We start from the raw sequence: 22464 nt of genomic DNA, 5'->3' as shown, positions 1-22464 counted from the left end.
CCCGGCGGTTGATCGTTGGAGCCGAGTATGTGGGCCTACAGATCGCCAAATCCTCACGTAAAGTTAAATTAAACGTGATAACTCTCGACGCCTGACGGCGGTGCTCCCGCCGCAATTGTGGTTAAAATGCCGCCCCACCAAATTGCTGGCCCTGCCCGATGAACGCTGACGCTCTCTCCACCCTCCACGACCATTTACTGACGGCCCTGGCAACTGCCGCCGCAGAAACCCGCCGGCTGTTCCACGGCCGTGGCCGGTGCTGGCCGGGGCTGGAGCAATTGACTGTCGACTGGTTGCAAGGCGTGGTGCTGGTGTCGCTGTTCAAGGAACCCGAAGCGTCGCAGCTGGAAGCGTTGAAACAGAAGCTGATGGACGTCACGCAATCGCCTGCGTGGACGCAATCCGGCGCGCACACGCTCTTGCTGCAACATCGCTACCTGCTGCAAAGCACCACCGAGTGGCTGTTGGGGGACGCGATCGACGAGATGACGATCACCGAGGGCGGCCTGCATTACCGGGTGGACCTGGGCCGCAAGCAGAACACTGGCCTGTTCCTCGACATGCGTTATGGCCGCGACTGGGTACGGGCCAATGCCCAGGGCAAGCGTGTGCTGAATCTGTTCGCTTACACCTGCGGATTCTCGGTAGCCGCCATCGAAGGGGGTGCGACGCACGTGGTCAATCTGGACATGTCCAGCCCGGCCCTGAGCCGTGGCCGCGACAATCATCGGCTCAACGGCCACGACCTGAGCAAGGTGACGTTCCTCGGTCACGACCTGTTCAAATCCTGGGGCAAGGTGATCGGCAAGGGCCCTTACGACCTGGTGATCATCGACCCACCGTCCTTTCAGAAAGGCAGTTTTTTGCTGACCAAGGACTACCAGCGCGTGCTGCGCCGACTGCCGGAATTGCTCAGCCCTCAGGGTACGGTGCTGGCGTGCATGAACGATCCGGCGTTCGGTGCGGACTTCCTCATCGACGGCGTCACCCGCGAAGCACCGAGCCTGCGGTTCGAGCAACGGCTGGACAATCCGCCGGAGTTTCCAGACGCCGATGTTGAATGTGGGTTGAAGGCGTTGGTGTTCAGGCTGGAGGATTGAGCACCAGCGCAAACAACTCGCCATGCCCATTCACCTTGAGCTTGTGATAGAGATTGCGCCGGTGCACCTTCACCGTTTCCGGGGAGATCCCTAGTTGCTGAGCAATCGCCTTGCTTGAGAAGCCTTGAAGAATCAACCGCGCCGTTTCGATTTCCCGCACTGACAGGCGCGCATCGAAACGATCCAGCAGGGTCGCCAGATCCCCGGCCACCGCCTCGGTTGCCGGTCCTTCCGGCGGCATCAATTGCAGGTGACGGCGCATCGCCGCCAGCACCCAATCGCGCACGCAAAGCAGGCGGCCCTGTTCCTCAAGCGTGAATCGCGTCGAGCGTCCCAACGACAAACCGAGTACGGCGCCCTCGACGTTGACCATGAACTGCAACTCGTCACCGCCCACCACGGTGCGGAAGTAGCTCAGGTAGTACTCGCTCTGCTGGAACTGGTCGGGTGCCACCGATTCGAGGCTGTGCAAGCCGTCGGCAATGCCGGCACAGGCGGCCTGATAAAACGGATCGAGCAGGTACATGCCGGCGCTGTAATCCGCCAGTTCTTCTTGCTCGGTAGCACCGCCCTTTGAGTCGAAGTCGATCAACAGGCGCGGCACCCGCCCGGCCCGCATCACCGCGACCAACGCGTTGTCCATCGGCACCAGCAGCCGCAGCGTGTCCACCAGCGCACGCCAGAACCCGTCCTGCCCCAAGGCACCAAATACCCGCGCCAGCCCTTGGTGCACCGGTAACTCTTTCAACAACGCGTCCACGCCCTACCCCTTTCGAGTAACCCATGATGGGAATGGGTGAGTCCACTCCCGGCCGATACGCTGCAAGCACCTGATCATCACCGGCCTGCAGCAGGCCAGGAGTGCCGCATCATGAGTCGTCACCGCTCGTATATCAATCTTGGACTGGGCACCTGTTTGTCGGTCTCACTGTCGGCGGTTGCCGCCGAGGGCCCGACGGTTCACGTCTACAACTGGTATGACTACATTGGCCCTACGACCCTGCAGGATTTCAAGCGTGACACCGGGATTGCGCCGGTCTACGACACCTTCGACAGCGCCGAAGTACTGGAAGGCAAATTGCTCACCAGCCGCAGCGGATACGACGTGGTGGTGGCCAGCAACTTCAGCTTGCCGACCCTGATCAAGGCCGGCGCCCTTGCGCCTCTGCCCCACGCTCAGATGCCTGATTTCAAAAACATGGATGCCGATCTGTTGGCGAAACTGGCCAACAACGACCCGGGCAACCAGTACGCCGTGCCGTATCTGTGGGGCACCAACGGCATCGGCTACAACATCGACAAGGTCCGCGCCGCGCTGGGCGACAAGGCGCCGGTGGATTCCTGGGATCTGGTGTTCAACGAAGCGAACCTGGCCAAACTCGGTCAGTGTGGCGTGGCCATGCTCGACTCGCCGGCAGAGATGCTGCCGGTTGCCCTGCACTACCTCGGCCTGCCACCCAACAGCACCAACCCCGAGGACTACAAAAAGGCCGAAGCACTGCTGCTCAAGCTGCGCCCGCACATCGCCTACTTCAACTCGTCCAAATTCATCAGCGACCTGGCCAACGGCAACATTTGCGTAGCGGTGGGCTGGTCCGGCGCGATGCTGGAAGCCAAGACCAATGCCGAGCAGGCGAACAACGGCGTGAAGATCGCCTACAGCTTGCCGAAAGAAGGTGCGCCTGTGTGGTTCGACACCCTGGTGTTGCTCAAGGACGCGCCACATCCGGAACAGGGTTTGGCCTTCATCGATTACCTGATGCGCCCCGACGTCATCGCGCCGGTCAGCGATCACCTCTCCTACCCCAACGGCAACCGCAGCGCGACGCCACTGGTGGCCGAAGCGACCCGCAACAATCCTGCCGTGTATCCGTCGGCCGAAGCCATGGCCACGTTATTCACCCTTCAGCCTCTGCCGCCCGCCACCGAGCGCGTACGGACGCGGATCTGGAGCAAAGTCAAAAACGGTCAGTGATCCCTATGGAATCTGTAGCAGCTGTCGAGCTTGCGAGGCTGCGTTCGACTGCGAAGCAGTCGTGAATCCGGTTAACGCGATTCCCCTGAAGTACCGAGTACTCAGTTTTTGCGACTGCTTCGTCCGAACGCGGCCCGAACCGAACGCAGCCTCGCAAGCTCGACAGCTGCTACAGGGATTGCGTTAGCCAATAACTTTTTTGAATAAATTGAAGATGAGAGAAACGATGAAACCACGTGCCCGCGACCTGAACATCCAGTTCGGCCAACTGCAACCCGGCCCCCTCAACGCCATCACCGATGTGCCCGGCGTACGGGTCGGCCACTGCAATGTGCGAGGACGCACCGCGAACGGCCGCGACATCCTGACCGGCGTCACCGTGATCGAGCCGCGTGCCGGTTCCACCAGCCTGCAACCGTGCTTTGCCGGCGTCCATGTCCTGAACGGCAACGGTGATGCCACGGGGCTTGAGTGGATTCGCGAAGCAGGCCTTTTGACCAGCCCGATCGCCTTCACCAACACCCACAGCCTGGGTGTGGTGCGCGATGCGCTGGTGACGCTGGATCGCCAGAACCAGCCCGATGACGGGCGACTCTACTGGAACATGCCAGTGGTGCTGGAAACCTTCGACGGTCTGCTCAACGACATCAACGGTTTCCACGTGAAGCCTGAACATGTGGCCGAAGCGCTGCGCACGGCGGTGGGTGGCCCGGTCATCGAAGGCGCCGTCGGTGGCGGCAGCGGCATGATCTGCCACGAATTCAAGGGTGGGATCGGCACCGCTTCGCGACGCCTGAACAGTACTCAGGGCGGCTGGACCGTCGGCGCCATCGTCCAGGCCAACCATGGCATCCGCAACGAATTGCGCGTCGACGGTTACCCGGTCGGGCGCTACATGGAAAAGGCCGACTCGCCGTTCCTCAAGGCGTCCTTGCCGCATCCGGGCATGGGCTCGATCGTCGTCTGCCTGGCCACCGATGCGCCGTTGCTGCCACACCAGTGCACGCGCCTCGCGCAGCGCGCCAGCCTCGGCCTTGCCCGCACCGGCGGCGGCAATGAAGACCACAGCGGAGACATCTTCATCGCCTTCGCCACCGGCAACCAGCACGTTCCGCCCGCCGCTTACGAGAGCAAACGTGCGCCGACCACCGACAACCTGAGCATGGTCAACAACGACCACATCAGCGAGTTGTTCCTGGCCGCCACCGAGGCGGTGGAGGAAGCGATCATCAATGCCTTGCTGGCCTCCGACACCGCCGAAGGCAATGGCCATGTGGTGCCGGGACTGGATGCCGGGACGCTGCTCAACGCCTTGCGTCGGGCGGGTTGGCCGGGTGATTCGACTAGCGGTACTTGAGTGTGAAACCCCATCTTTCTACGATGATTCTACGCAGCCACTTGTTTGCTCAAGTCGTTGCGTAAGTGGTGAGTGAACTGAACCCCCAACAAGCTCACCACTTGTTTCATGCGCATCTTGAGCCTCGAGGGCTCTACTTCCTCCCCATCAAAGAGCTTTGAGGCTCTTTTTTATCTGCACGAATTCCAGACAAGAAAAAGCCCTTGGCGCGTTGTCCGCACCAAGGGCTTTTTTTACGTTGAGTCGAAGCGACTAGACCAACCGCAGTCGAGGCGAAAGAGCTGGCACCGCCCCGTCACCCAGTCGTTCGCGCACAAACTCATTCGCCTTGCGCGTCATCTGGTCCAGATGTCGGTCACGTTGTTTTTCCGCATCGAGCATCGCTCGCTTGCCGTGTTTTTGCAGCAGGTATGTATGAATCTGCCGCACCTCCAGCGAGCTGTAGATCGACGCCACGTCCAGCACGGCCATCAAGCCATCGGTGCTGTGGTTGCGGGTGTTCATCAGTACTTGAGTCGCGCGCACACCCACTACCTGAAACCCCATAGCCTCAAAATACGGCACCTTGGCCACCGCGCACGTCAGCTCGGCATGCGGGTAGCGGCCGACCATTTCCTGCAGCATCCGCCGGGCAATACCTTGGCGTCGATGGCTGGCACTCACCGCCATATACGCAACACCGCAGGCATCGGGATCGTCCTTGACCGGCAGGTACAGCAAGAAGCCGACGACCTTCTCCGGGTCGTCTTCGTCGGTCGCGACGAGCAACTCCACCGCAATCCCTTTCGCCCCGTTCAATGCTTCCAGATACAGGTGAACCTCGTAGCCGATCGCGTACTGGTACACGTTGTACAACAGGTTGCTCGGCGCGATAGCGACCATGCTGATGTCGGTCAGGTAATCGACCACCATTTGCAGGATCTGGCTATTGATGTGCTCCGGGCACGGGGTTTTGAAATGGGTGATCTGGGGCATTCGTGGCTCTGATTCTGGGGCGGACGTGAAGAGTGTGTTCGCGGGCGTGCCTATCATAACGTGCCGAGGCAGCGAGCGCCGCAGCACGATCGTTCCCACGCTCTGCGTGGGAACGATCAACCTGGCCTTGATGATCGTTCCCCGACAGTGAGGAATATCCCCCATCTGCAAGCGCTGCTTTTAACTGTCGACGGCATAGATTCAATTCAACTTACTGATTATTAATAGTTTTCTCCTCATATCCGGGTATGGCTCGGCTTTTGCATCGGCCTTTGCAACGCAGCTGCCATTTGGGCATGGTGCGAGGGGAAAACCATGAAAATCGCAGCACCGGAGCACAACTCACTCGTCTTCTTTCGCGGGCCGGGAGCCTTCTCCGTGATGCTAATCACCTTCAGCCTGACCACGGCCAGTGCTGCACCGCTCGATGATTTCGGGCCTCCGCCACCGGCGGACCCCTCGGCCTTCGCCAATCAGCCCGCCGATCCCAAGGCGGCGCTGGAGGCACTGAAAACCTTGCCGGCGGCCAATCAAGGCGCACTGGCCCTGCCCAATGGTGCATTCGGCGACAGAAACACACCGCGGGCCGACAACGTGCTGCCGCCGAACTTGCAGACGTCGTTCAACTTCCCCACTAATGGGAAACCCAGCCCCTTGTTTGGGGCCCAACCGTTCACCCAGCAACTGCTGCTGTTCGAAGAGTTCGGTTCGGAAAAACTCGACCCGACCACCCCGCCACCGCTCCTGACATTCCCGGTGCCCACCACCGGCCCGGCGCCCCAGCAGGATCCGAACAACGTCGCCCGCAGCGGTCCGTCGAGTGCCGCGATCGAAGCGTTCATGCGCCAACCGGGGTTGTTTCCGTTCCCGTCGCAGTTTTCCAATGTGCTGGACCGCAACCCGTGGAAGGCGCAGATCGAAGCCTTCCTCAATCGCCACCCGGTGGGCTCGCCCGCCGAAGGTCGGCCGCCGGGAAAAGGCTGGTCGCATCAGCGCTGGAACGAGTTTTATCCTCAGGTCCAGTTCAAGACCGTGCAAATGGGCGTACGGACCAACCAGGGCCTGCGCGACAGAAAGCAACTGCACAACTACGCCAACGGTGAGTTCGCGCCTGGCGGGCTCTATTACCAAACCTCGGACGTCCCGGCAACAGCGGGTACCACACGGGGCATCGACGCGCGTTTTCATTTCAGAATGCCGGTGCAGAATCACAACTCGCTATGGACCTTCGACGGCACTGTGCCGCCCAAATTGCTGATGGTCCGCAACGGCCAACCGTTGCTGATGCGTCACTACAACGCCCTGCCGATCGACCCTGCGGCCAACGCCGGTTTCGGTCTGCACACCATCACCACCCACGAACACAACGGTCACTCCCCCGCCGAAAGCGACGGCTATGCCAATGCGTTCTTCTTTCCGGGGCAGTACTACGATTATCGCTGGCCGCTGCAACTGGCCGGTTACGACACCATCAACACCACCGCGCAGGATCCGCGCGCAGCGTTCCCCTGCTCGCCGGGCGAAACGCTGTACGTCAACGATGCCAACCCGGGCCTGAAGACGTGTGCAAATGGCAGCATCAAGATCCGTGGCGACTGGCGCGAAACCATGAGTACCCACTGGTTCCACGACCACATGCTCGATTTCACCGCGCAGAACGTCTACAAGGGCAACGCGACAATGATGAACTACTACAGCGCCCTGGACCGCGGTAATGAGTCGGTGAATGACGGCGTCAACCTGCGACTTCCCAGTGGCTCGGCGTTGCCGTGGGGCAACCGCGACTATGACGTCAACCTGGTGGTCGCCGACAAGGCGTGGGATCAGGCCGGTCAGTTGTGGTTCAACCCGTTCAACACCGACGGCTTTCTCGGGGATCAGATGCTGGTCAACTGGCAGTACCAACCCCGTTTGAAAGTCCGGGCGCGCAGCTATCGGTTCCGCATCTTGAACGGCTCGGTGTCACGTTTCTTCAAGTTTGCCGTGGTGCGTGAAATCAGCGGCAATGGCGGTGAATTCCCAGGACCTGCAGGATCCGGGGTGTCCTACAACCGAGTGCCGCTCCACCTGATTGCCAACGACGGCAACCTCTTGGAGCACGCCGTGCCCTTCGACGGCAGCATGGACCTGGATGGCGATGGCGACCGGCAAGACCACAATGCAATCCTGCCGACGCTAGGCGTTTCCGAGCGCTTCGACATCATCATCAACTTTGCGAAAAACGGCATCAGAACCGGCGACAAAATCTACTTCGTCAACCTGATGGAACACCGCACGGGCAAGGGTCCGGAGAAGGACGAACTGGCGCTGGCGGACGTGTTGTCCGAAAAATACAAAGCCGTGATCAAGCAAACCAGCAAAGGTCCGCAATGGGACAAAGGCGACCCCGTGGTGGGCAAGTTTCTGCAACTGCTTGTGCAGCCCTACGCCGGCCAGGATCAGAGCCTGGACCCGGTGGCCTATGAGCCAGCCAAACCGGGCAAACCCGCTGGCAAAAAAATGATCCCGCTGCCCATCGACCGCGACAACCCGAGCGACCAGGCCAAACTCAAAGTGGCGCGGCATCGCGAGTTCATTTTCGGCCGTTCCGACGGCACCGATGAAGCACCGTGGACGATCAAGACTGACGGCGGTATTGGCTACAACATGGACCCTCGCCGGATCAGTGCCGCGCCGCAATTGGCCACCGGTCCGACCAATGCCGGGTTCTCCGGAGACGGCACACTCGAAGTGTGGAAGCTCAAGAATGGCGGCAACGGCTGGAGCCACCCGGTGCACGTGCATTTCGAAGAAGGGGTCATCCTCAGCCGCGACGGCAAGGCGCCGCCGGAATGGGAGAAATGGGCGCGCAAGGACGTCCTTCGCATCGGCGAAGGCATCGACAGTTCAGTGGATGTCGACGTGGCGCTCCGCTTCCGCGAGTTCGCCGGTACCTACATGGAGCACTGCCACAACACCCAGCATGAGGACACCTCGATGTTGCTACGCTGGGATGTCGAGCATCCGGGTCAGTTCCAGTTGATGCCAACGCCCCTGCCTGGCTGGGACGGTGTCACCTACGTGAACTCCGTGGCGCTGCCGACTTTCCGCACCGGCAATGACGAAAGCAAAAACAAGAACCCCGTGGCCAACCCTGACAGCGCCACCAGCAACAAAGGCCTGCCGCTGACCATCAACGTGCTGGCCAACGACACCGACCCCGACGGCAACCTGCCGCTCAAGGTGGTGGGTCTGAGCCAACCGGACGCCGGCAAGGGCACGGTCAGCACCGACGGGATTCGTGTGATCTACACGCCACCGGCCATCGTCGCTGCGCCGTTCACGGCAACCTTCACCTACGGAGCCAGCGATAAGCTGGGCGCGGTCTCGGAAAAACCAGCGACCGTGTCCGTGGCCGTCAGCACGGCGGCGGTGCCGATAGCGGCGCACTAAAGGGAGATCGGTCGGCTGTGCAGTTCCTCTTGGGGGAGGAACTGCACGACGGGCGCTTACTTCCCAAGCCCCAAACCCAGCCGCCCAATGTCATTCAACTCATCGACCCCAAACGTTCCGTTCCAATGCTGTTCATAGTCCTCCCGCGGAAAATCACTCGGCGAGACGCCGGCGCAAAAGGCGTTGAAAACATCCTGCGCGTAACGCCGGTTTTTAGGGCACATCGGTGCAGCGGGTACGTACATCACATTCCCCCAGCCTTGCTGGTTTTGCACCGGTGCGACGCTGTGAATCACGTCGCAATGCCACCAGACGGAATCACCGGCCTCAACGTCCGGAATCGGACTCATGCCATCGATCAGCAAGGGATGCCACTGTTTCGAGACCGGCAGCACTTTGCCGGGCATAACGCCGCACAGTTCATCTTCCGGCACATCGTCAAGCAACGGTCGCAGCAGCAAGTAAGCCATGGCGTGGGGAATGGGCAACGTATGCAGCACGCCTTGATCAGCCTTCATATCGGAGAGCGCCGTCCAGCCCTGAAAGGTCCGGAACGCCGAACACTTCACCGTGTCCTGGTAGGCGTACTCGTCGACTTCAGTGCGATAGGCCGCATCCCAAGGGTCGTAGGACTTGAAGTCGTTGCTGTAGATCTTGTCGAAGACTTTCAAGTAAGCCGGGTGCAACCAGCGCTCCAGCGCCCCCGAATCCGTATGGGCGCCGAGCCCTTTTGAGGTGGTGCCCGGTGGGCGCCGGCGGACTCGATCGGGATACAGCGCATTCACGTCCGGATCGAACCATTGCCGGCCCTCGGAATGGGTTTTCCAGAGCCTGTTGAGGAAGGATTGCGCCGTCGCCATGCGTCCGTGCTGGCGCAGCTGCATTTGCGAGCGGGACCAATAGATGGGAAAGATCTCGGGGCGCGACGCGTCAAGGTTGCCAAAGAACTGATCGACCGGGCCCCGATAGATCGCGTCGAAAACATTGTCATCCAGGTAATTCAGCAAGCCCTTGTCCCAGGCGGCGACTTGCTCTGTGGGGAAGTGCCCTTTGATGACCAGGCAGCCACGACGCTTGATCATCGCTAACTCGTCGCCCGTGACCGCGCCGTCGGCAATGGCCCGGTACTCCAGGATTGGCCAGGCACTGCCGGCCTGGGTTTGTTGTGCCTTGATCGAAGCGATTTCGGCTTCGATAAACGCACTGACCTCGGCGAAAAGCGCGTCCACGTCGCCTATTTGCGCACGCAAGGCGCGCTTCATCCGCACGATGTTGTCTGGGTAGTGTTCTGGAAGCACTGCACTTTCGAAGGCGTGATACTTGCTCATGGTGGCGACCTGGTGATTGTTGGTTAAAAACCAGAGGCACTACACCACTCTCGCCTTTCTCGACTCAGTGGGTTTTGCGGCGTTCACCAATACGATTGTGGCGTCACGGGTGGGAGCAACTAGCGGAAATGATGCCCATGAAGTTTGCGAAACGCGCTCGGCGTCAGGCTTTTTTGAGCCTTGAACTGGCGGTTGAACAGCGCCAGCGATGAATAACCCACCGTCTCGCAGATCAGCGAAATGTGGGTATTGCCTTGCAGCAACAACGAACAGGCCCGGCCGATTCGCAGCCGGGTTATGTAGTCCAGCGCGGTGCAGTGGGTATGGCGTCGAAACATGCGATGAAACGCCGAGACGCTGATGCAGGCGAGGTCGGCCAATTCGGGGATGGTCATTGGCTCGGCGTAGTGAGCGTGGATGTGATTGAGCACCCGTTGCAGACGCTCATCCTCACTCGCCGCGCTCACCGGTTCGGTCATCTCACCGGGGATGATTTTCTGGGCGGCGGTGTCCCGGGACAACCGGGTCAATACCTGTAGCAGGGAGACCAGACGCTCAGGCCCTTGCTGCTCGACCATCGCTTCAATCAACGGCCGCAATGCCTTTGAGACCTCATCACTGAAATGCACGGCGCACTGGGCGCTCGTCAATAGCGCTTGCAGCGAAACCATCTCCGGAAACAGCGCCACCAGCGAATCGGCCCACGCCTGGGAGAACCAGATGACCAGCGCGACATGTGGCTTGGCCGGATCGATCAACTCACCCGAACACCAACTGTGCGGCACGTTCGGTCCCAACAGCACGAGGTCGCCATCGTCGTACAGCCGCACGTCGCTGCTCACATAGCGATGACCGCGACTATTGAGCGTCAGGGTCAATTCGTATTCCGGGTGATGGTGCCACTCGAACGGAATGTCGTCGGGTAACCGACGGTTCAGCATTGACCAGGACGCATCGACGGACGTGGGGACTTTCTCGAAACTTGGCTTCATAGGCTGGGTTGGCATTTGCATGCCCTGGACTTCCCGATCATGGCGGATGGGCTCCGGTTCAGCGGCGATGACCACTTTGGGGGGCCGCACGCATGTTACTGCTCCGGTGCAACCATGCGAAACCGGATATTGATCTTGTCGGAGACGACACCGTCAGCCCATTCACCTTCACCGATTTTGAAGTCGCTGCGCTTAAGCGTCAGCTGGCCATCGAAGATCCCGATGGCGTTGTCGGTTTTCAGGAGGACCGGTACCTCCACTACATGCGTGATCCCCCTGAGCGTGAGTTTGCCGGTGATCGAGTAACGGTTATTGCCCAGTACCTTTACGCCGGTCGATTCAAACGTCGCCACTGGATACGTTGCCGTGTTGAACCAGGCTGGTTTTTGCAGTTCGCTGTTGGCGTCGCTGCTTCCGGCATCGATGCTGTCGAGCTGGATGGTGAGCGCGGCCCGGCCTGCCGACGGGTTCGCCGTGTCGAAATCAAGCGTGGCCTCGAACTTGCGGAACGTACCGTATACCCGCGAGGAGAACTGTTTATACGTGAAGGAAATCGTGCTGGCGGTTTCATTCACCTGCGTGTATTCCACCGCCTGGACGCAAGGCAACGCGCCGAATGCAAGGGCGGCCACCAACACGGCGCAGGTCGGGAATCGATGCTTCATGGGATTCTCCGGTTGGGATCCCGTCATGAGCTCAGGCGCCGTACATGTATGCCAGCGATAGGTGGACTAAAGCAAACAAACGCCGTTAATTCCACCTGCCGCTCAGACTTCCGACCACCTGTCGGCCCACGCAAATGTCCGCCCCGATAGGGCCGCTGTCCGGGTGTTTAATGACGGTCCCAACACACCGCATCGGGAGACCGGCCATGAAATTCGTCATCATCGGAGGAAGCGGGCTGATCGGCAGCAAAGTCTGCAAGAACCTCCAGGACCTGGGGCATGAAGTCATATCAGCGTCACCGAGTTCCGGCATCAACGTCATCAGCGGCGAGGGCCTCGCGGACGCGCTCAAGGGCGCCGACGTGGTGGTCGACGTGGCCAACTCCCCCTCCTTCGAGGATCACGCGGCGTTGCATTTCTTTGAGACCGCCGGGCATAACCTGTTCGCTGCCGAGAAGGTAGCCGGCACCAAACACCATGTTGCCCTGTCAGTCGTCGGCACCGAACGAATGCTCGAGAGTGGTTATTTCCGGGCCAAGATGGCCCAGGAAAAACTCATCAAGGCCTCGGGGGTTCCCTACACCATCCTGCGCGCCACGCAGTTCTTCGAGTTCATTGGTGCCATTGCTTACTCGGGTCGCGAAGACGGCAACACCATCCATTTAACGTCCGCCGCGTTGCAACCGGTGGCCTCGGTGGATGTCGCGGCCGCACTGACGGCTATCGCTCAAAAAGCGCCGATCAATCAGACCGTGGAAGTGGCCGGGCCGGATCGCCGACCTATTGTCGAGTTCGTGAGTGAGTACCTGAAACATACCAAGGACCCGCGCGAAGCCGTTTCGGATGACACGGTTCCTTACTTCGGCGCCCCGATCAATGACAAGTCCCTCACGCCAGGCGACAACCCCATTGTTGGAGCGACCCGGTTTGAAGATTGGCTAGAGATCGCGCATCCCTCTTGAGTCGCCAGTAGCGATGATGATCAGCGGGTCCAGCGAAACTGAACCCGCTCTCGCGGTCAGGGGTCACCCTTCACAGGCAATGGCTTGCAAGCAAAACGGGCTGCGGGACAGAGTCAATATCAGCGGATCAAAAGATCGAAGCCTGCGGCGCCACCGTGACATCCGCCTGACCGCTGGCCTTCAGTGCCGCGTGCACGAACCCTTCTGCTTTTTTGCGCTCCACAAATGCCCTCACATAAGCAGCACCTGCCTCTCGATCTCGAGGCACAGCCATCGCTTGGCGAATGGCTGTGAAGGCCCCTTCAAGTACGCGATAACTCGGGTCTGCATCGGCTACTTTCTGCAACGGTTGGCGCACACCCGCCGCGGCATCCAGGTCCTTGTCGAAGAACAGGTCGACCGCAGCCGCGGAGGTTTCCGCCCGCGCCAGCTGCGCGTGTTTCAAGGTGCGCGCGAGGAACAGGTCATAAGCCGCGCCCTTGCCGACCGCCAGCCGCAACCCTGGCTGATCGAGATCTTCGACGGCCATGAAGGGCGAATCGGCCGCTACCAGGTAAGTGCCTTCAATGATCACGTAGGGCGCACTGAACGCGATCTGTTGCTCGCGCACGGGCTCGATGGCAAGGAACGCAAGGTTCCAGACCCCCTCGTCCAGCGCAGCAAACACTTTACCGGCGGCATCGAACGTCACCATCTCCAGACGCACGCCAAGCTCTTGCGCCAGTGCCTTGGCCAATGCGACGGAGACGCCTTGTGGCGAGCCATCCTGGCCCTGCTGAGCCAATACCGGATTACCGAAATTGATCGCGGCGCGAAGGACGCCGTGCGGGGCGAGATCTTCAAGAACTGCGGGGGTGATAGCACTCATCATTTGCTCCATTAAAAAACCTGCTCCCGCGCATAAAACAACATCGACTGCCCGGCCGGCGTCAGCTCCACCACCGTGATGAAAAGGTCCAGGCTCGCGAGGTCGTATCGCAACGGAAGAATCCTTGACTTGAGGACGCTGAGTGAAGCACGCCGGGCAACGCGTTATCCAGTGAGGACTCTGATCTTTGTCAACGATGACCGGAGCGCTGCTGCGCGGAGTCGGACTCTCGCAGCCACGCCCGCTGCAACAGCTTGATGACCTCGGCATCCGAGGTCTGGGTAAAGTCCATGTACCAACGACTGATCGACATCATCCAGTCGGGAATGATCGGGCATATCAGCTCATCCACCTCACTGCGTAGCGCCTCCGCCGTCTCAATCGGCGCCACCGGCACGGCGACGACGATGCAAGACGGCGCGTGCACACGCACCGCCTGGATCGCCGCCATCATCGAGGCGCCTGTCGCGATGCCGTCGTCGATCAGGATCACCACTTGGTCCTTGAGTTGCACAGGCGCGCGGGTTCCCCGGTAAACCTGCTCGCGGCGTAGCAGCTCCCGGGTTTCCCGTGCGACGACATCATCGAACGTGGCCGGGTCAATCGGATGAACCCGTAGCGCATGTTCATTGAGGATTTGTATGCCGCCGCTGGCGATGGCGCCCATGGCGAACTCTTGATGAGATGGGACGCCTAGCTTGCGGACCAGCATCAGGTCCAGACGAACGTCCAGGGCAGCGGCCACTTCATAGGCCACCGGCACACCGCCACGGGGCAAGGCGAGGATGATGACATCGGGTCGATGCGCGTATTGGAGCAGCGGCTCCACCAGCCGTCGACCGGCCGCCGCCCGGTCCTGCAGGATGGTGGGCGATGAGGGACTCATTTGAAAACCTCCCCAGGCGATCACGCCTGTCGGTTCGCATCATGCGGTCACTCAGGATTGTCGGTCTGACAGTGGCTGACATCAAGCTCAGGCACGACGCACGCGCCTGTCTTTAAAATACAAAACGCCCGATGCGGTGCATCGGGCGTCAGGGTGAAACAGGTGTAAACCTGTTTCAGGACTAGACAAGGCCTAACATGCGCTCGCTACTGTCCGTGGAGAAACAACGACGGAGTTCTGTAGTTTCAAACGCTGCGTCAACACCAGCATCGTCAGGAAACCCAGTGCAATCAGTACCGGATACGCCATCAACAGTTCGGAAAGGGAGTATTTCCAGGCCAACGGGCGCCCGACACCCAGCATGGCCGCATACATCCAGGACACGGCCGACAGCGAGCCGCAGAACAGCGCCATCATCCGTGCGCTGAAGCCAAGATTGAGCAACGAGCCGGCCTTTTGCAACGCGGGCAATACCAGGCGATGCAACAAGAGGCCGTTGTAACTCAGCAACACGACAATAATCACTTTGGCGTGAAGCTTTGGATTCATAAAGTAATTCATACCTTTTTCCAGGTAATCAATACCGATGATAGCGGCACCCGTCACCCACAACGCTATCAATGCAGTGACGACAGACTTCTGAAGACTTTCCATGTGAGCATTATCATGCTCAGTGAATGTTTTCCGTTTTAACAAGTCTCTAACCATCGCAATATCACTGGTCAATACCAAACCAATGGCCACACAACACGACACTAAATGAACGTAAATAACGCCCAAACGCAAAAACTCCATACATTCTTTATTTTCAAGCAGGCTCATAATTGTATTTATCGCCACGGTACTTTCTCCACCTTATTCGATAGTACAGATCGGTATTTAACAGGGCATTCCACTCTTCTAAACCCTGCGCGATCTTACTTTTATAAGATATGCCAACTCATAGACTTGGCACTGCTTAGCCCATTGATTCGCCTGGCAAATCAATGACCGGCTTATTTATTGCCTCCTGAATTTCGGGTAAAAAAATCCCCATAGCATTCAATGCACATGAGGTTAATTTTCCACTTCTTTTCTGCGGCTGCAGGAGCAGGTCTTGGGTGACGTGCTGCAGGATCAGAGGCCAGGGATCCTGGAATGTTCATTTTTTGAGCAGTCCACCGACAAACGGCGGTTATTGTGAACGCCCCACACGCCGGTACTAACGTATCAACTTCCCTGTCAGCCCCATGACAACTGGGCTGGTGAATTACAGGGGCTTCCAATAGTGTTTATTGGATCCATTAGTTGTTAGGTTACTTACGAAAAGTGCATTAGCGCGGCTGCTCGTATTTGGGACCTGCCCACACTAAAAAGTCATACTTTTACCATTCCACTCGTCGAGGAAGGGATGACAACATCGCCAGCGCCAATACGGGAGCCAAAGTTGTCGTTTTAAGATGAGTTGTTAGAGCAACATCAACGGACTATGCAACCGGCGTACTTAATGTTTTACGTAGATAGCTCGCAGACGCCGGACATAGATGTTTGAACTGGGCTGTTTGGGTGATGGCAACAGGTGCCGCCTGCCTGTCGAACTGTTCATAACCATTGGCGGCAAAAAAACCGGCAGCCCCTTGGGTCAACAAATGCAGTCGAAGCGCACCTTGCGAGGCCGCACACTGTTCCAATACAAGTAACACGGCTTGGCCCAACCCTTCTCCACGACGCGCTTCACACACCACCATTGAACGAAGCAACAGGTCGGGAGCCGAACCCTCCAGCCCTCCAAAAGCCACCCATTTCCCCGCCACTTCGAAACGGTAAAACTGTCGGCCTGGTTCGCCGACATCATCGCAGGGCAATACTGCCTGACGCAGAGCATCACGGAGCTGATCCAGACCGTTGTCGTCTACTTTAATCATCTGCATGTTCAGCACCGTCACCTCCTGCCCGCCTAAACCAACCGCTCAATCTTCTGATGCTGCCAGACCATTTTGTAATACGCCGTCTGCAACACCAGCATCCCTAGATACGCCACCGGAAACGCCATCCACACACCCTGCAACCCGAAGTGCCCGTCCAGCACATACGCCACCGGCAACTGCACCCCGACCACACACACAATCGAAATCGCCATCGGCACCAGCACCGAGCCGCTGGCGCGCATGATGCCGCCGACAATCGCCTGGAAGCCGAACACCAACAGACTCCACAGCATGATGTGCAACAAATGCTCCGCCTTCGCCCGGGTGGAATCATCCGTGAGGAACAACCCCAGCAACCAGTGCGACAACAGATAACCCAACACCACCAACCCACCGGTCAGGCACACATTGATCAACAGCCCCGTGCGCAGAATCGGCCCCATGCGCTCAAGGCGCCCTGCCCCAATCGCCTGAGCACCGAGGATCGACGCCGTGATCGCAATCGACAGCGCCGGGAACTGCACGTAATTGACGATCTGCGTCACCGCGCCATACGCCGCCGTCGCCTGCGAACCGTGCTGATTCACCAGCGCCAGAATCACCAGCTCCGACACCGACAACACCACCATCTGCAACCCGGTCGGCAACCCGATGCGCAACACCTTGCCGAGAATCACCAGGTCCAGCCGCATCGCCGCAAACATCTCCCGATCCGGCGCCAACGGATGCCCCTTGCGAATCAACCGCCACGCCAGCCACCCCATCGCCGACAAATTACCCGCCAACCCGGCATACGCCGCACTCTGAATCCCCATCATCGGCAACCCGAACCAACCGCGAATCAACGCCGGCGTCAGCGCCAACCCGATACACGTCGACACCACCAACGCAATCAACGGCGACACCGTATCGCTCACCCCGCGCAGCAGTTGGGTGAAGAGCACGTAGACCAGCAGCGACGGCATGATCCACATCATCACGTGGGCGTAGGACACAGCGTCGTCGATAACGTCGGCCGGTGTGCCCAAGCCTTCCAGTGCTGGCCTTGCGAACACGCTGCCGAGTACGGCTGCTGTCAGGCCGATCATTGCGCCTAACAGCAAGGTTGTGCCGGCGATGGTTTTCACCAGATGCGGTTCACGCGCGCCCCAGGCCTGGCCGATGAGCACGCCAGCACCCGCGCCGAGGCCGATGACCAGGGCGATGAAGAAGAACACGATCGGGAACATGCCGGACACGGCAGCCAGGGCTTGGGTGCCGAGCATCTGGCCGATGTAGATGCTGTTGATGGTGCCCGACATGGATTGGAGGAAATTGGAGAGGACCATGGGGGCCAGGAAAAGGAGGTAGGTTTTCCAGAGGGGGTGTTGGGTGGCGGGGGTTTGCATTGAGGGTCCGTCTCGGGGTGGGCTCGTGTTTTGGAAATTCTACGCTAGGGGACTGGGCACCACCTGATTCGATTTTGCAGATTTGGGTAGCGTGAGTAATGTTTGCTTTCGGCCATGTCTATTAAGGTAGAGCCGGCAACCCACTAGTAGTCTGACTCAAAAGTCGCATCACACGGATTGAGTTTCGGCCTCCGGCGGCCATGCTCGGCCCGTCGCTATATCCGGATGCCGTGGCTCGTCATTAATCCGCCCCTTTTCGTCTCGGTACTCTTCAATCGCCAGCAAGCACTGTTTGGCCAGCCGTGAGCATGCATCGTTGACAGGCAGCATTGCGAATAGTCGTGCACGTATCCCTGTCAATGGCAATCCAAACTCTTCAAAGGCTCCCCTCCATTGCTCCGAGGGCCGCCTAGCAACAGCTAGATTTCTTAGCGCCCTACCCAGATGTTGAAAAGGATGAGGGGCTTCGACGTTACCTTCAAAAAGTGCCATGAAGTTGTCTTCACCAGGTAAGTCATCCATTGCCATTTCGAGAACACGGCGAGTGTTCCCGGGTGGCAGTGCAAGGTAGCGCTCGATCAGAATCCTATGAAAATCAGGGAGCAAATTGGCAAGCCTGGTTAACTCAGACGACAGGTGGAAGCCATCCCCTGCTGGTATTCGGCCCTCGCTAAGATGCTCAAGCACAGCAACAGCCGCCTCTTGAGTGTTCAACTTCAACATCGCGCCTGTCCATTGGGAATCACGCAAAAACTCGGGGATGTCAGCGGCCAGACGTTCGAGCATGACAAACGCAGTATTGGCGGGACTTTGGGGAATGGTCTCCAACAGACGCCGTAAAGCGTTAGGGCTGCGGTGCTGATCCGACAACATGAAAATGGCATCGTGTACCCGTTCTGGACTGTCGGAAAAAGGGAATAGATCAATCCACCCCATCAACTCCCCACGATCCTCGTCAAGTCGCCATCTTTGCTCCCGGGCTTCGGAGAGTAGCGCCTGCACACCTTCCATCAGTATCGCAGAGGGAATAACTTCGCCTGCGCGAGCAGCGTTTACCAGTAAGCGATGCTTGCACGGTGTCGGCTGAGGAAGCGACAGAAGCAAATCTATTTCTGATCGCTTTGCTCCATGCGGTAAAGCGAGACCCACACCGCCAAGGACGAGAGCATGCTTTTGCTCAGCATCGGTCTTTGAAGCAACGCCGAAATCCATCGCCACAGCAAAGACCGCCTCCGCGAAATCCGACGTCGCAGGGCGTTGCGTGACGCGCTCCGCCCTCCGGATCAGATGATGCGAGTAATCGGTCGACCGATTGAAGTTCGGTTTATTTGATGGGGAATGATCGACCAGCCAGATCTCCAGCAACGCCCCTGCTGCCTCCTTGCCCCAGCGTAAGTCACTCAACCCGTGAATGAGGACTGCGACGGCAGGTGCATCATGCATAGCTGCCAAGGCCCGGGTGTACATCAACGAATGCCCCATTGGGATCACACCTCCACGTCCCCCAGCCTGAAGCCAACCAGAGCGTGCAATCTCATATTCGACCAAGTCACGCTCAATGAGAGTTAGCAGAGGTTCCGCCAACTCTGCATCCGCAACTCTTTCAGCGGCTCGAGCCACCTCGGATGCAACATTACGGGGTAGCTGAGGTGCAGCTTGTAGTGTGTCCATCCAAGTGCGAACGACTCGAGACAAATTCGAGCGATGTTCATCGTCAAACGGAGGCTTCGTATCACCTCCGCCCCGGCCATGACGGGCGAGGACATCAGCTAGTAAGCCGATGCGACGATAGTCAGCCTCCTCTGATTTGGATACAAGTACCTGTGCAAAGGCGTTTTGCCGTGTACCGGATAGCGCACCTACCAATCGATGATGGGCTTTCGACAATTGCTCATCGTATCGCCCAAGCGCCTCCACTTGGCTATCTATTACAAATAACTGCTCGAAGAGCCCAGCGATGGTGACCGGGCCAATGACGGCCGCCGCAGCATTTAAACGACGCTCCGAGGTGAGTGGGTCGATAGCCGCCTCAGCAACCGGTCCTGAATCGATCAGTGGCGTCTGATTGAGATAGTCTTCTATGTGATAAGGAAGTGGTAAATCCGCGGCGACTCTGGCAACAAGCCCAGCAGCAACAGCGAACGGATACTTAAAGAACGAAGTCATCACTGCATGCTCGATCCCCCCGCCATTGGGTTCGAACTCGGCCGTCCCAATTAGCTGCGTAATCTGGAACTCCGCATCCTCTGGGCTCTCTTGCAAGATCCACTCAAGCAGTCGCCCTGGCGTAGCGCCAGCAATGCGGGCCGTTTCGCGCTGACTCATAAGGCGAGCATCAAGCTGCACGTCTGTGAGGTGGTCTGGGAAACCCTCCTGCGCAATTGATCTCCAAACCGCATCCGAAGCAGTCTCCAGAATTAGGTTCACATGCCGGTCCGCTCGGCGGAACGCCAGAGCCTTTACGACAGCAACAACGATCTCCGGATCAGGTTCGGAAACAGCCAGTTCAGCCACTAGTTCCAAGCCATCGAATCCACTATTGCGTGCGATCTCAGGGAAAGCTATCAGTCGCTGGGCCGTAGGCATCTCACGCAACTGGATCGCGCTATCGACGCCAAGGACACTGGGGTGAAAGCGATCAATTAATCCGAACAGTTCGAACTGAATTTGACGCTCTGTATTTGACACAAACGGCCAAATTGCTTGCGCGAAATCGGGCTTGCCAGAGGCGACCATGAATCGCACCGCTCTATCAAGTTCTCCCGGACTGTGCCAACGCTCGATAAAAATAAGAACTTCATCGCGTACTTTCCGCCATACCAAATCATCGGCTCTCTCGAGCATTACCGCAGCCAAAACCGGGTCAATTTTCAGCGTCTCGTTCACCGCAACTGCGACCGCCCGAGCTCCTTCTTCGCCTTCACGTGAAACTCTGTCGCATGCGAAGAGGACCGAATCCTCCCAGCTCGGCCAATTGAGCATTTGTTCGCGCAGCCTGTTGAGCGCATCCGCATCCCCTGCTGACGCTTCAAGCATCACACGTCCTACTTCCAAAGACGCATACCAGTCTTGGAACAACTGATGTTGGAAACTCACAGCTCCGTCGGTGCCAGTCGAGCGAACCAGCAAGTGCGCAGCAACTAACCCATCAACAATTGAACGGGGTTGCGGTGCTGAGCCAATTTGTCCAGCGGCGATAAGACACGTCGTGACGTCTGAAATGATGCGATTGGCGCTGGTGTCGGCGACTATAGTATTCGCACCACGAATTGCTTCGACCGCGAGCCCAATCAAAAAAGCGTTATGTTCACCAAGAGCATCTCGCTGCAAACGTTCGACTTTCTCAGGTGCGCTCTCATTCTGCTGCACAAACATGCGCAACACCGCTTCCTTCGTTACCGGGAATTCCGCACCTGTCGGCAACGTCAGCAAGGCATTTAGATAAAGTGGATTGCTCACTAACTCGCGCACACCACGCGTTCGCCATGCCCTATCCACAAAACCAACGCCCTCATCCCCCCTCACCGCTTGCGCGATCTCTAGCTGTTGCTCATCGGAAAGAGGATCGATCACGATAATCGACCGAACATCCGGTAGAGCCTGACGTCTTGAGCTGATGACAATGCCGAGTTGCGGGTAGTCACGCTGTAACGCCTTTAGGTCACGAGTTGCTCGCAACCGAGCATCGGCTGGCAGCTCATTCCAGCCATCCAACAGCAGAGCAAGATTCCCGTGGTAAGCCAGTTGCATCAAGTGTTCTCGCCGGATGCCATAGAAAGCGTTACGACGCAGGACGAAATCGAAAAAGTCTTCCTGTCGGTCAGACCACTCACCGAAGGGGACAAGCAAAGGAATCAAACCTTCCTGATTGCCCATGCATTCTGCTAGCTGTAAAAGCGTGGTCGATTTCCCCGTGCCACCTACCGCGACAACGCCAACCGGCTCAGCAAGCGATACAAGTCGCGCAAAGCTTTCAAATGTCACTTGAGGTGTGGAACTGCCCTCAAGCCTTAGCGTTAGCGCAATGGTTCGCGCGGGTTGACCGGGTGCAGCACGAAATCCTTGGATGTCTCTTAATGTCGCCGTACGAAGTCGGCCTCCGACCGCATCGATCGCTTCAACGGTTGGAAGATTGAGCCCCCGAAGAAAATCCTGGTCTGCATCGTCGAGCAGTTCAGCAGGCCTAATAGAACCTAGCGGTTCGCCACCGGCGATCGCATCCAGCGCCCGTTGTATCGCCGTGTTTTTCCATTCGTGCAGCAGTGCGACCGTAAAACGCGAATCGTCGGAATCGATGAGTTTTGAACAACTCTGGCACATCCAGATGCCATTCAAGGGGCTGCTGCGCTCGGCCGAACTCATGTTGGGATCGTAACGTTTCCCTCCCGGTGCCGCTGCTGCGATGTGCGCGCCGACACCGATGTTGACCGTCCCTTCCTCAGTTAATGCTGGGCCGGATGTCGAGCGCATACAGGATGGATTCGAGCAGTGGTAGCCCACACGAGCGGCAAGATTACGAATGGTTTGGGCCCGGAAATCGTCGCGCATAGACATTCAAAATTCTGGAGTGAAAATTTACAGCTCTACCAAATGTGATATAGCCAATGGTCTTGAGACGCAAAAACTCAG

Annotated in this window: 16 protein-coding genes; 5 read left to right on the top strand and 11 right to left on the bottom strand. The window is 58.5% G+C overall.

The window, feature by feature from the left end; all coding sequences use genetic code 11:
• The first annotated feature begins 158 nt into the window (after positions 1–158).
• The gene (locus ACMXYI_RS18225; protein WP_415768428.1) at positions 159–1100 is read left to right on the top strand and encodes a class I SAM-dependent methyltransferase; all 942 of its coding nucleotides are present in this window, start codon (positions 159–161) and stop codon (positions 1098–1100) included.
• On the opposite strand, the gene ACMXYI_RS18220 is transcribed toward ACMXYI_RS18225, so the two are convergent.
• Positions 1084–1860, bottom strand: coding sequence for a helix-turn-helix transcriptional regulator (locus ACMXYI_RS18220; protein ID WP_415768427.1), 777 nt, complete (start codon positions 1858–1860; stop codon positions 1084–1086). The two genes, ACMXYI_RS18225 and ACMXYI_RS18220, sit on opposite strands and share 17 nt — an antisense overlap.
• Before the next feature lie 111 nt (positions 1861–1971).
• On the opposite strand from ACMXYI_RS18220, the gene ACMXYI_RS18215 reads away from it, so the two are divergent.
• On the top strand, positions 1972–3075 hold the full coding sequence (locus tag ACMXYI_RS18215) for a polyamine ABC transporter substrate-binding protein (protein WP_415768426.1): 1104 nt from the start codon (positions 1972–1974) through the stop codon (positions 3073–3075).
• Between the two features lie 226 nt (positions 3076–3301).
• Positions 3302–4432: a P1 family peptidase gene (locus tag ACMXYI_RS18210; RefSeq protein WP_415768425.1), complete on the top strand. Its 1131-nt coding sequence runs from the start codon at positions 3302–3304 to the stop codon at positions 4430–4432.
• Positions 4433–4684: 252 nt separating this feature from the next.
• Here the strand turns inward: ACMXYI_RS18210 and ACMXYI_RS18205 are convergent, their stop codons facing one another.
• Positions 4685–5407: a GNAT family N-acetyltransferase gene (locus ACMXYI_RS18205; RefSeq protein WP_415768424.1), complete on the bottom strand. Its 723-nt coding sequence runs from the start codon at positions 5405–5407 to the stop codon at positions 4685–4687.
• A gap of 381 nt (positions 5408–5788) precedes the next feature.
• On the opposite strand from ACMXYI_RS18205, the gene ACMXYI_RS18200 reads away from it, so the two are divergent.
• Positions 5789–8839, top strand: coding sequence for an Ig-like domain-containing protein (locus ACMXYI_RS18200; RefSeq protein WP_415773917.1), 3051 nt, complete (start codon positions 5789–5791; stop codon positions 8837–8839).
• Positions 8840–8895: 56 nt separating this feature from the next.
• On the opposite strand, the gene ACMXYI_RS18195 is transcribed toward ACMXYI_RS18200, so the two are convergent.
• The 3 genes from ACMXYI_RS18195 to ACMXYI_RS18185 form a co-directional block, all read right to left on the bottom strand.
• Positions 8896–10167 carry a YbiU family protein gene (locus tag ACMXYI_RS18195; RefSeq protein ID WP_415768423.1) on the bottom strand — a complete coding sequence of 424 codons (1272 nt, stop codon included), beginning with the start codon at positions 10165–10167 and terminating at the stop codon, positions 8896–8898.
• Between the two features lie 119 nt (positions 10168–10286).
• Entirely contained in the window at positions 10287–11159 is an 873-nt protein-coding gene (locus ACMXYI_RS18190) for a helix-turn-helix domain-containing protein (protein ID WP_415773916.1), read from the bottom strand.
• 95 nt (positions 11160–11254) lie between these two features.
• Positions 11255–11824 carry a YceI family protein gene (locus ACMXYI_RS18185; protein WP_415768422.1) on the bottom strand — a complete coding sequence of 190 codons (570 nt, stop codon included), beginning with the start codon at positions 11822–11824 and terminating at the stop codon, positions 11255–11257.
• Between the two features lie 206 nt (positions 11825–12030).
• Between ACMXYI_RS18185 and ACMXYI_RS18180 the strand changes: the two genes are divergently transcribed.
• On the top strand, positions 12031–12786 hold the full coding sequence (locus ACMXYI_RS18180) for an SDR family oxidoreductase (protein ID WP_415768421.1): 756 nt from the start codon (positions 12031–12033) through the stop codon (positions 12784–12786).
• A 127-nt stretch (positions 12787–12913) separates the two neighbouring features.
• Here ACMXYI_RS18180 and ACMXYI_RS18175 read toward each other — a convergent pair whose 3' ends face one another.
• From ACMXYI_RS18175 to ACMXYI_RS18150, 6 genes are all read right to left on the bottom strand, one after another.
• Positions 12914–13654 (bottom strand): transporter substrate-binding domain-containing protein, encoded by a 741-nt coding sequence (locus ACMXYI_RS18175; RefSeq protein ID WP_415768420.1) that lies wholly within the window; start codon positions 13652–13654, stop codon positions 12914–12916.
• Between the two features lie 190 nt (positions 13655–13844).
• Positions 13845–14540 (bottom strand): phosphoribosyltransferase, encoded by a 696-nt coding sequence (locus tag ACMXYI_RS18170; protein WP_415768419.1) that lies wholly within the window; start codon positions 14538–14540, stop codon positions 13845–13847.
• Between the two features lie 192 nt (positions 14541–14732).
• Positions 14733–15380 (bottom strand): hypothetical protein, encoded by a 648-nt coding sequence (locus tag ACMXYI_RS18165; protein WP_415768418.1) that lies wholly within the window; start codon positions 15378–15380, stop codon positions 14733–14735.
• Between the two features lie 626 nt (positions 15381–16006).
• Positions 16007–16450 (bottom strand): arsenic resistance N-acetyltransferase ArsN2, encoded by a 444-nt coding sequence (gene arsN2 / locus ACMXYI_RS18160; protein ID WP_415773915.1) that lies wholly within the window; start codon positions 16448–16450, stop codon positions 16007–16009.
• A 26-nt stretch (positions 16451–16476) separates the two neighbouring features.
• A complete protein-coding gene (locus ACMXYI_RS18155; RefSeq protein ID WP_415768417.1) occupies positions 16477–17835 on the bottom strand; it encodes an MATE family efflux transporter in 1359 nt (452 codons plus the stop codon).
• 168 nt (positions 17836–18003) lie between these two features.
• Complete coding sequence (locus ACMXYI_RS18150) at positions 18004–22389, bottom strand: NACHT domain-containing protein (protein WP_415768416.1); 4386 nt, start codon at positions 22387–22389, stop codon at positions 18004–18006.
• Positions 22390–22464 lie beyond the last annotated feature (75 nt).

It is taken from the genome of Pseudomonas lyxosi (genome assembly GCF_047758685.1).
In the GTDB taxonomy this organism is placed as follows: domain Bacteria; phylum Pseudomonadota; class Gammaproteobacteria; order Pseudomonadales; family Pseudomonadaceae; genus Aquipseudomonas; species Aquipseudomonas lyxosi.
This window is presented reverse-complemented; position numbering and strand designations above follow the sequence as displayed.

Coding starts and splice junctions, on each gene's coding strand:
- ACMXYI_RS18225 (WP_415768428.1), top strand. CDS start 159: ATGAACGCTGACGCTCTCTCCACCCTCCACGACCATTTACTGACGGCC.
- ACMXYI_RS18215 (WP_415768426.1), top strand. CDS start 1,972: ATGAGTCGTCACCGCTCGTATATCAATCTTGGACTGGGCACCTGTTTG.
- ACMXYI_RS18210 (WP_415768425.1), top strand. CDS start 3,302: ATGAAACCACGTGCCCGCGACCTGAACATCCAGTTCGGCCAACTGCAA.
- ACMXYI_RS18205 (WP_415768424.1), bottom strand. CDS start 5,407: ATGCCCCAGATCACCCATTTCAAAACCCCGTGCCCGGAGCACATCAAT.
- ACMXYI_RS18200 (WP_415773917.1), top strand. CDS start 5,789: ATGCTAATCACCTTCAGCCTGACCACGGCCAGTGCTGCACCGCTCGAT.
- ACMXYI_RS18195 (WP_415768423.1), bottom strand. CDS start 10,167: ATGAGCAAGTATCACGCCTTCGAAAGTGCAGTGCTTCCAGAACACTAC.
- ACMXYI_RS18190 (WP_415773916.1), bottom strand. CDS start 11,159: ATGAAGCCAAGTTTCGAGAAAGTCCCCACGTCCGTCGATGCGTCCTGG.
- ACMXYI_RS18185 (WP_415768422.1), bottom strand. CDS start 11,824: ATGAAGCATCGATTCCCGACCTGCGCCGTGTTGGTGGCCGCCCTTGCA.
- ACMXYI_RS18180 (WP_415768421.1), top strand. CDS start 12,031: ATGAAATTCGTCATCATCGGAGGAAGCGGGCTGATCGGCAGCAAAGTC.
- ACMXYI_RS18175 (WP_415768420.1), bottom strand. CDS start 13,654: ATGAGTGCTATCACCCCCGCAGTTCTTGAAGATCTCGCCCCGCACGGC.
- ACMXYI_RS18170 (WP_415768419.1), bottom strand. CDS start 14,540: ATGAGTCCCTCATCGCCCACCATCCTGCAGGACCGGGCGGCGGCCGGT.
- arsN2 (WP_415773915.1), bottom strand. CDS start 16,450: ATGCAGATGATTAAAGTAGACGACAACGGTCTGGATCAGCTCCGTGAT.
- ACMXYI_RS18155 (WP_415768417.1), bottom strand. CDS start 17,835: ATGCAAACCCCCGCCACCCAACACCCCCTCTGGAAAACCTACCTCCTT.
- ACMXYI_RS18150 (WP_415768416.1), bottom strand. CDS start 22,389: ATGTCTATGCGCGACGATTTCCGGGCCCAAACCATTCGTAATCTTGCC.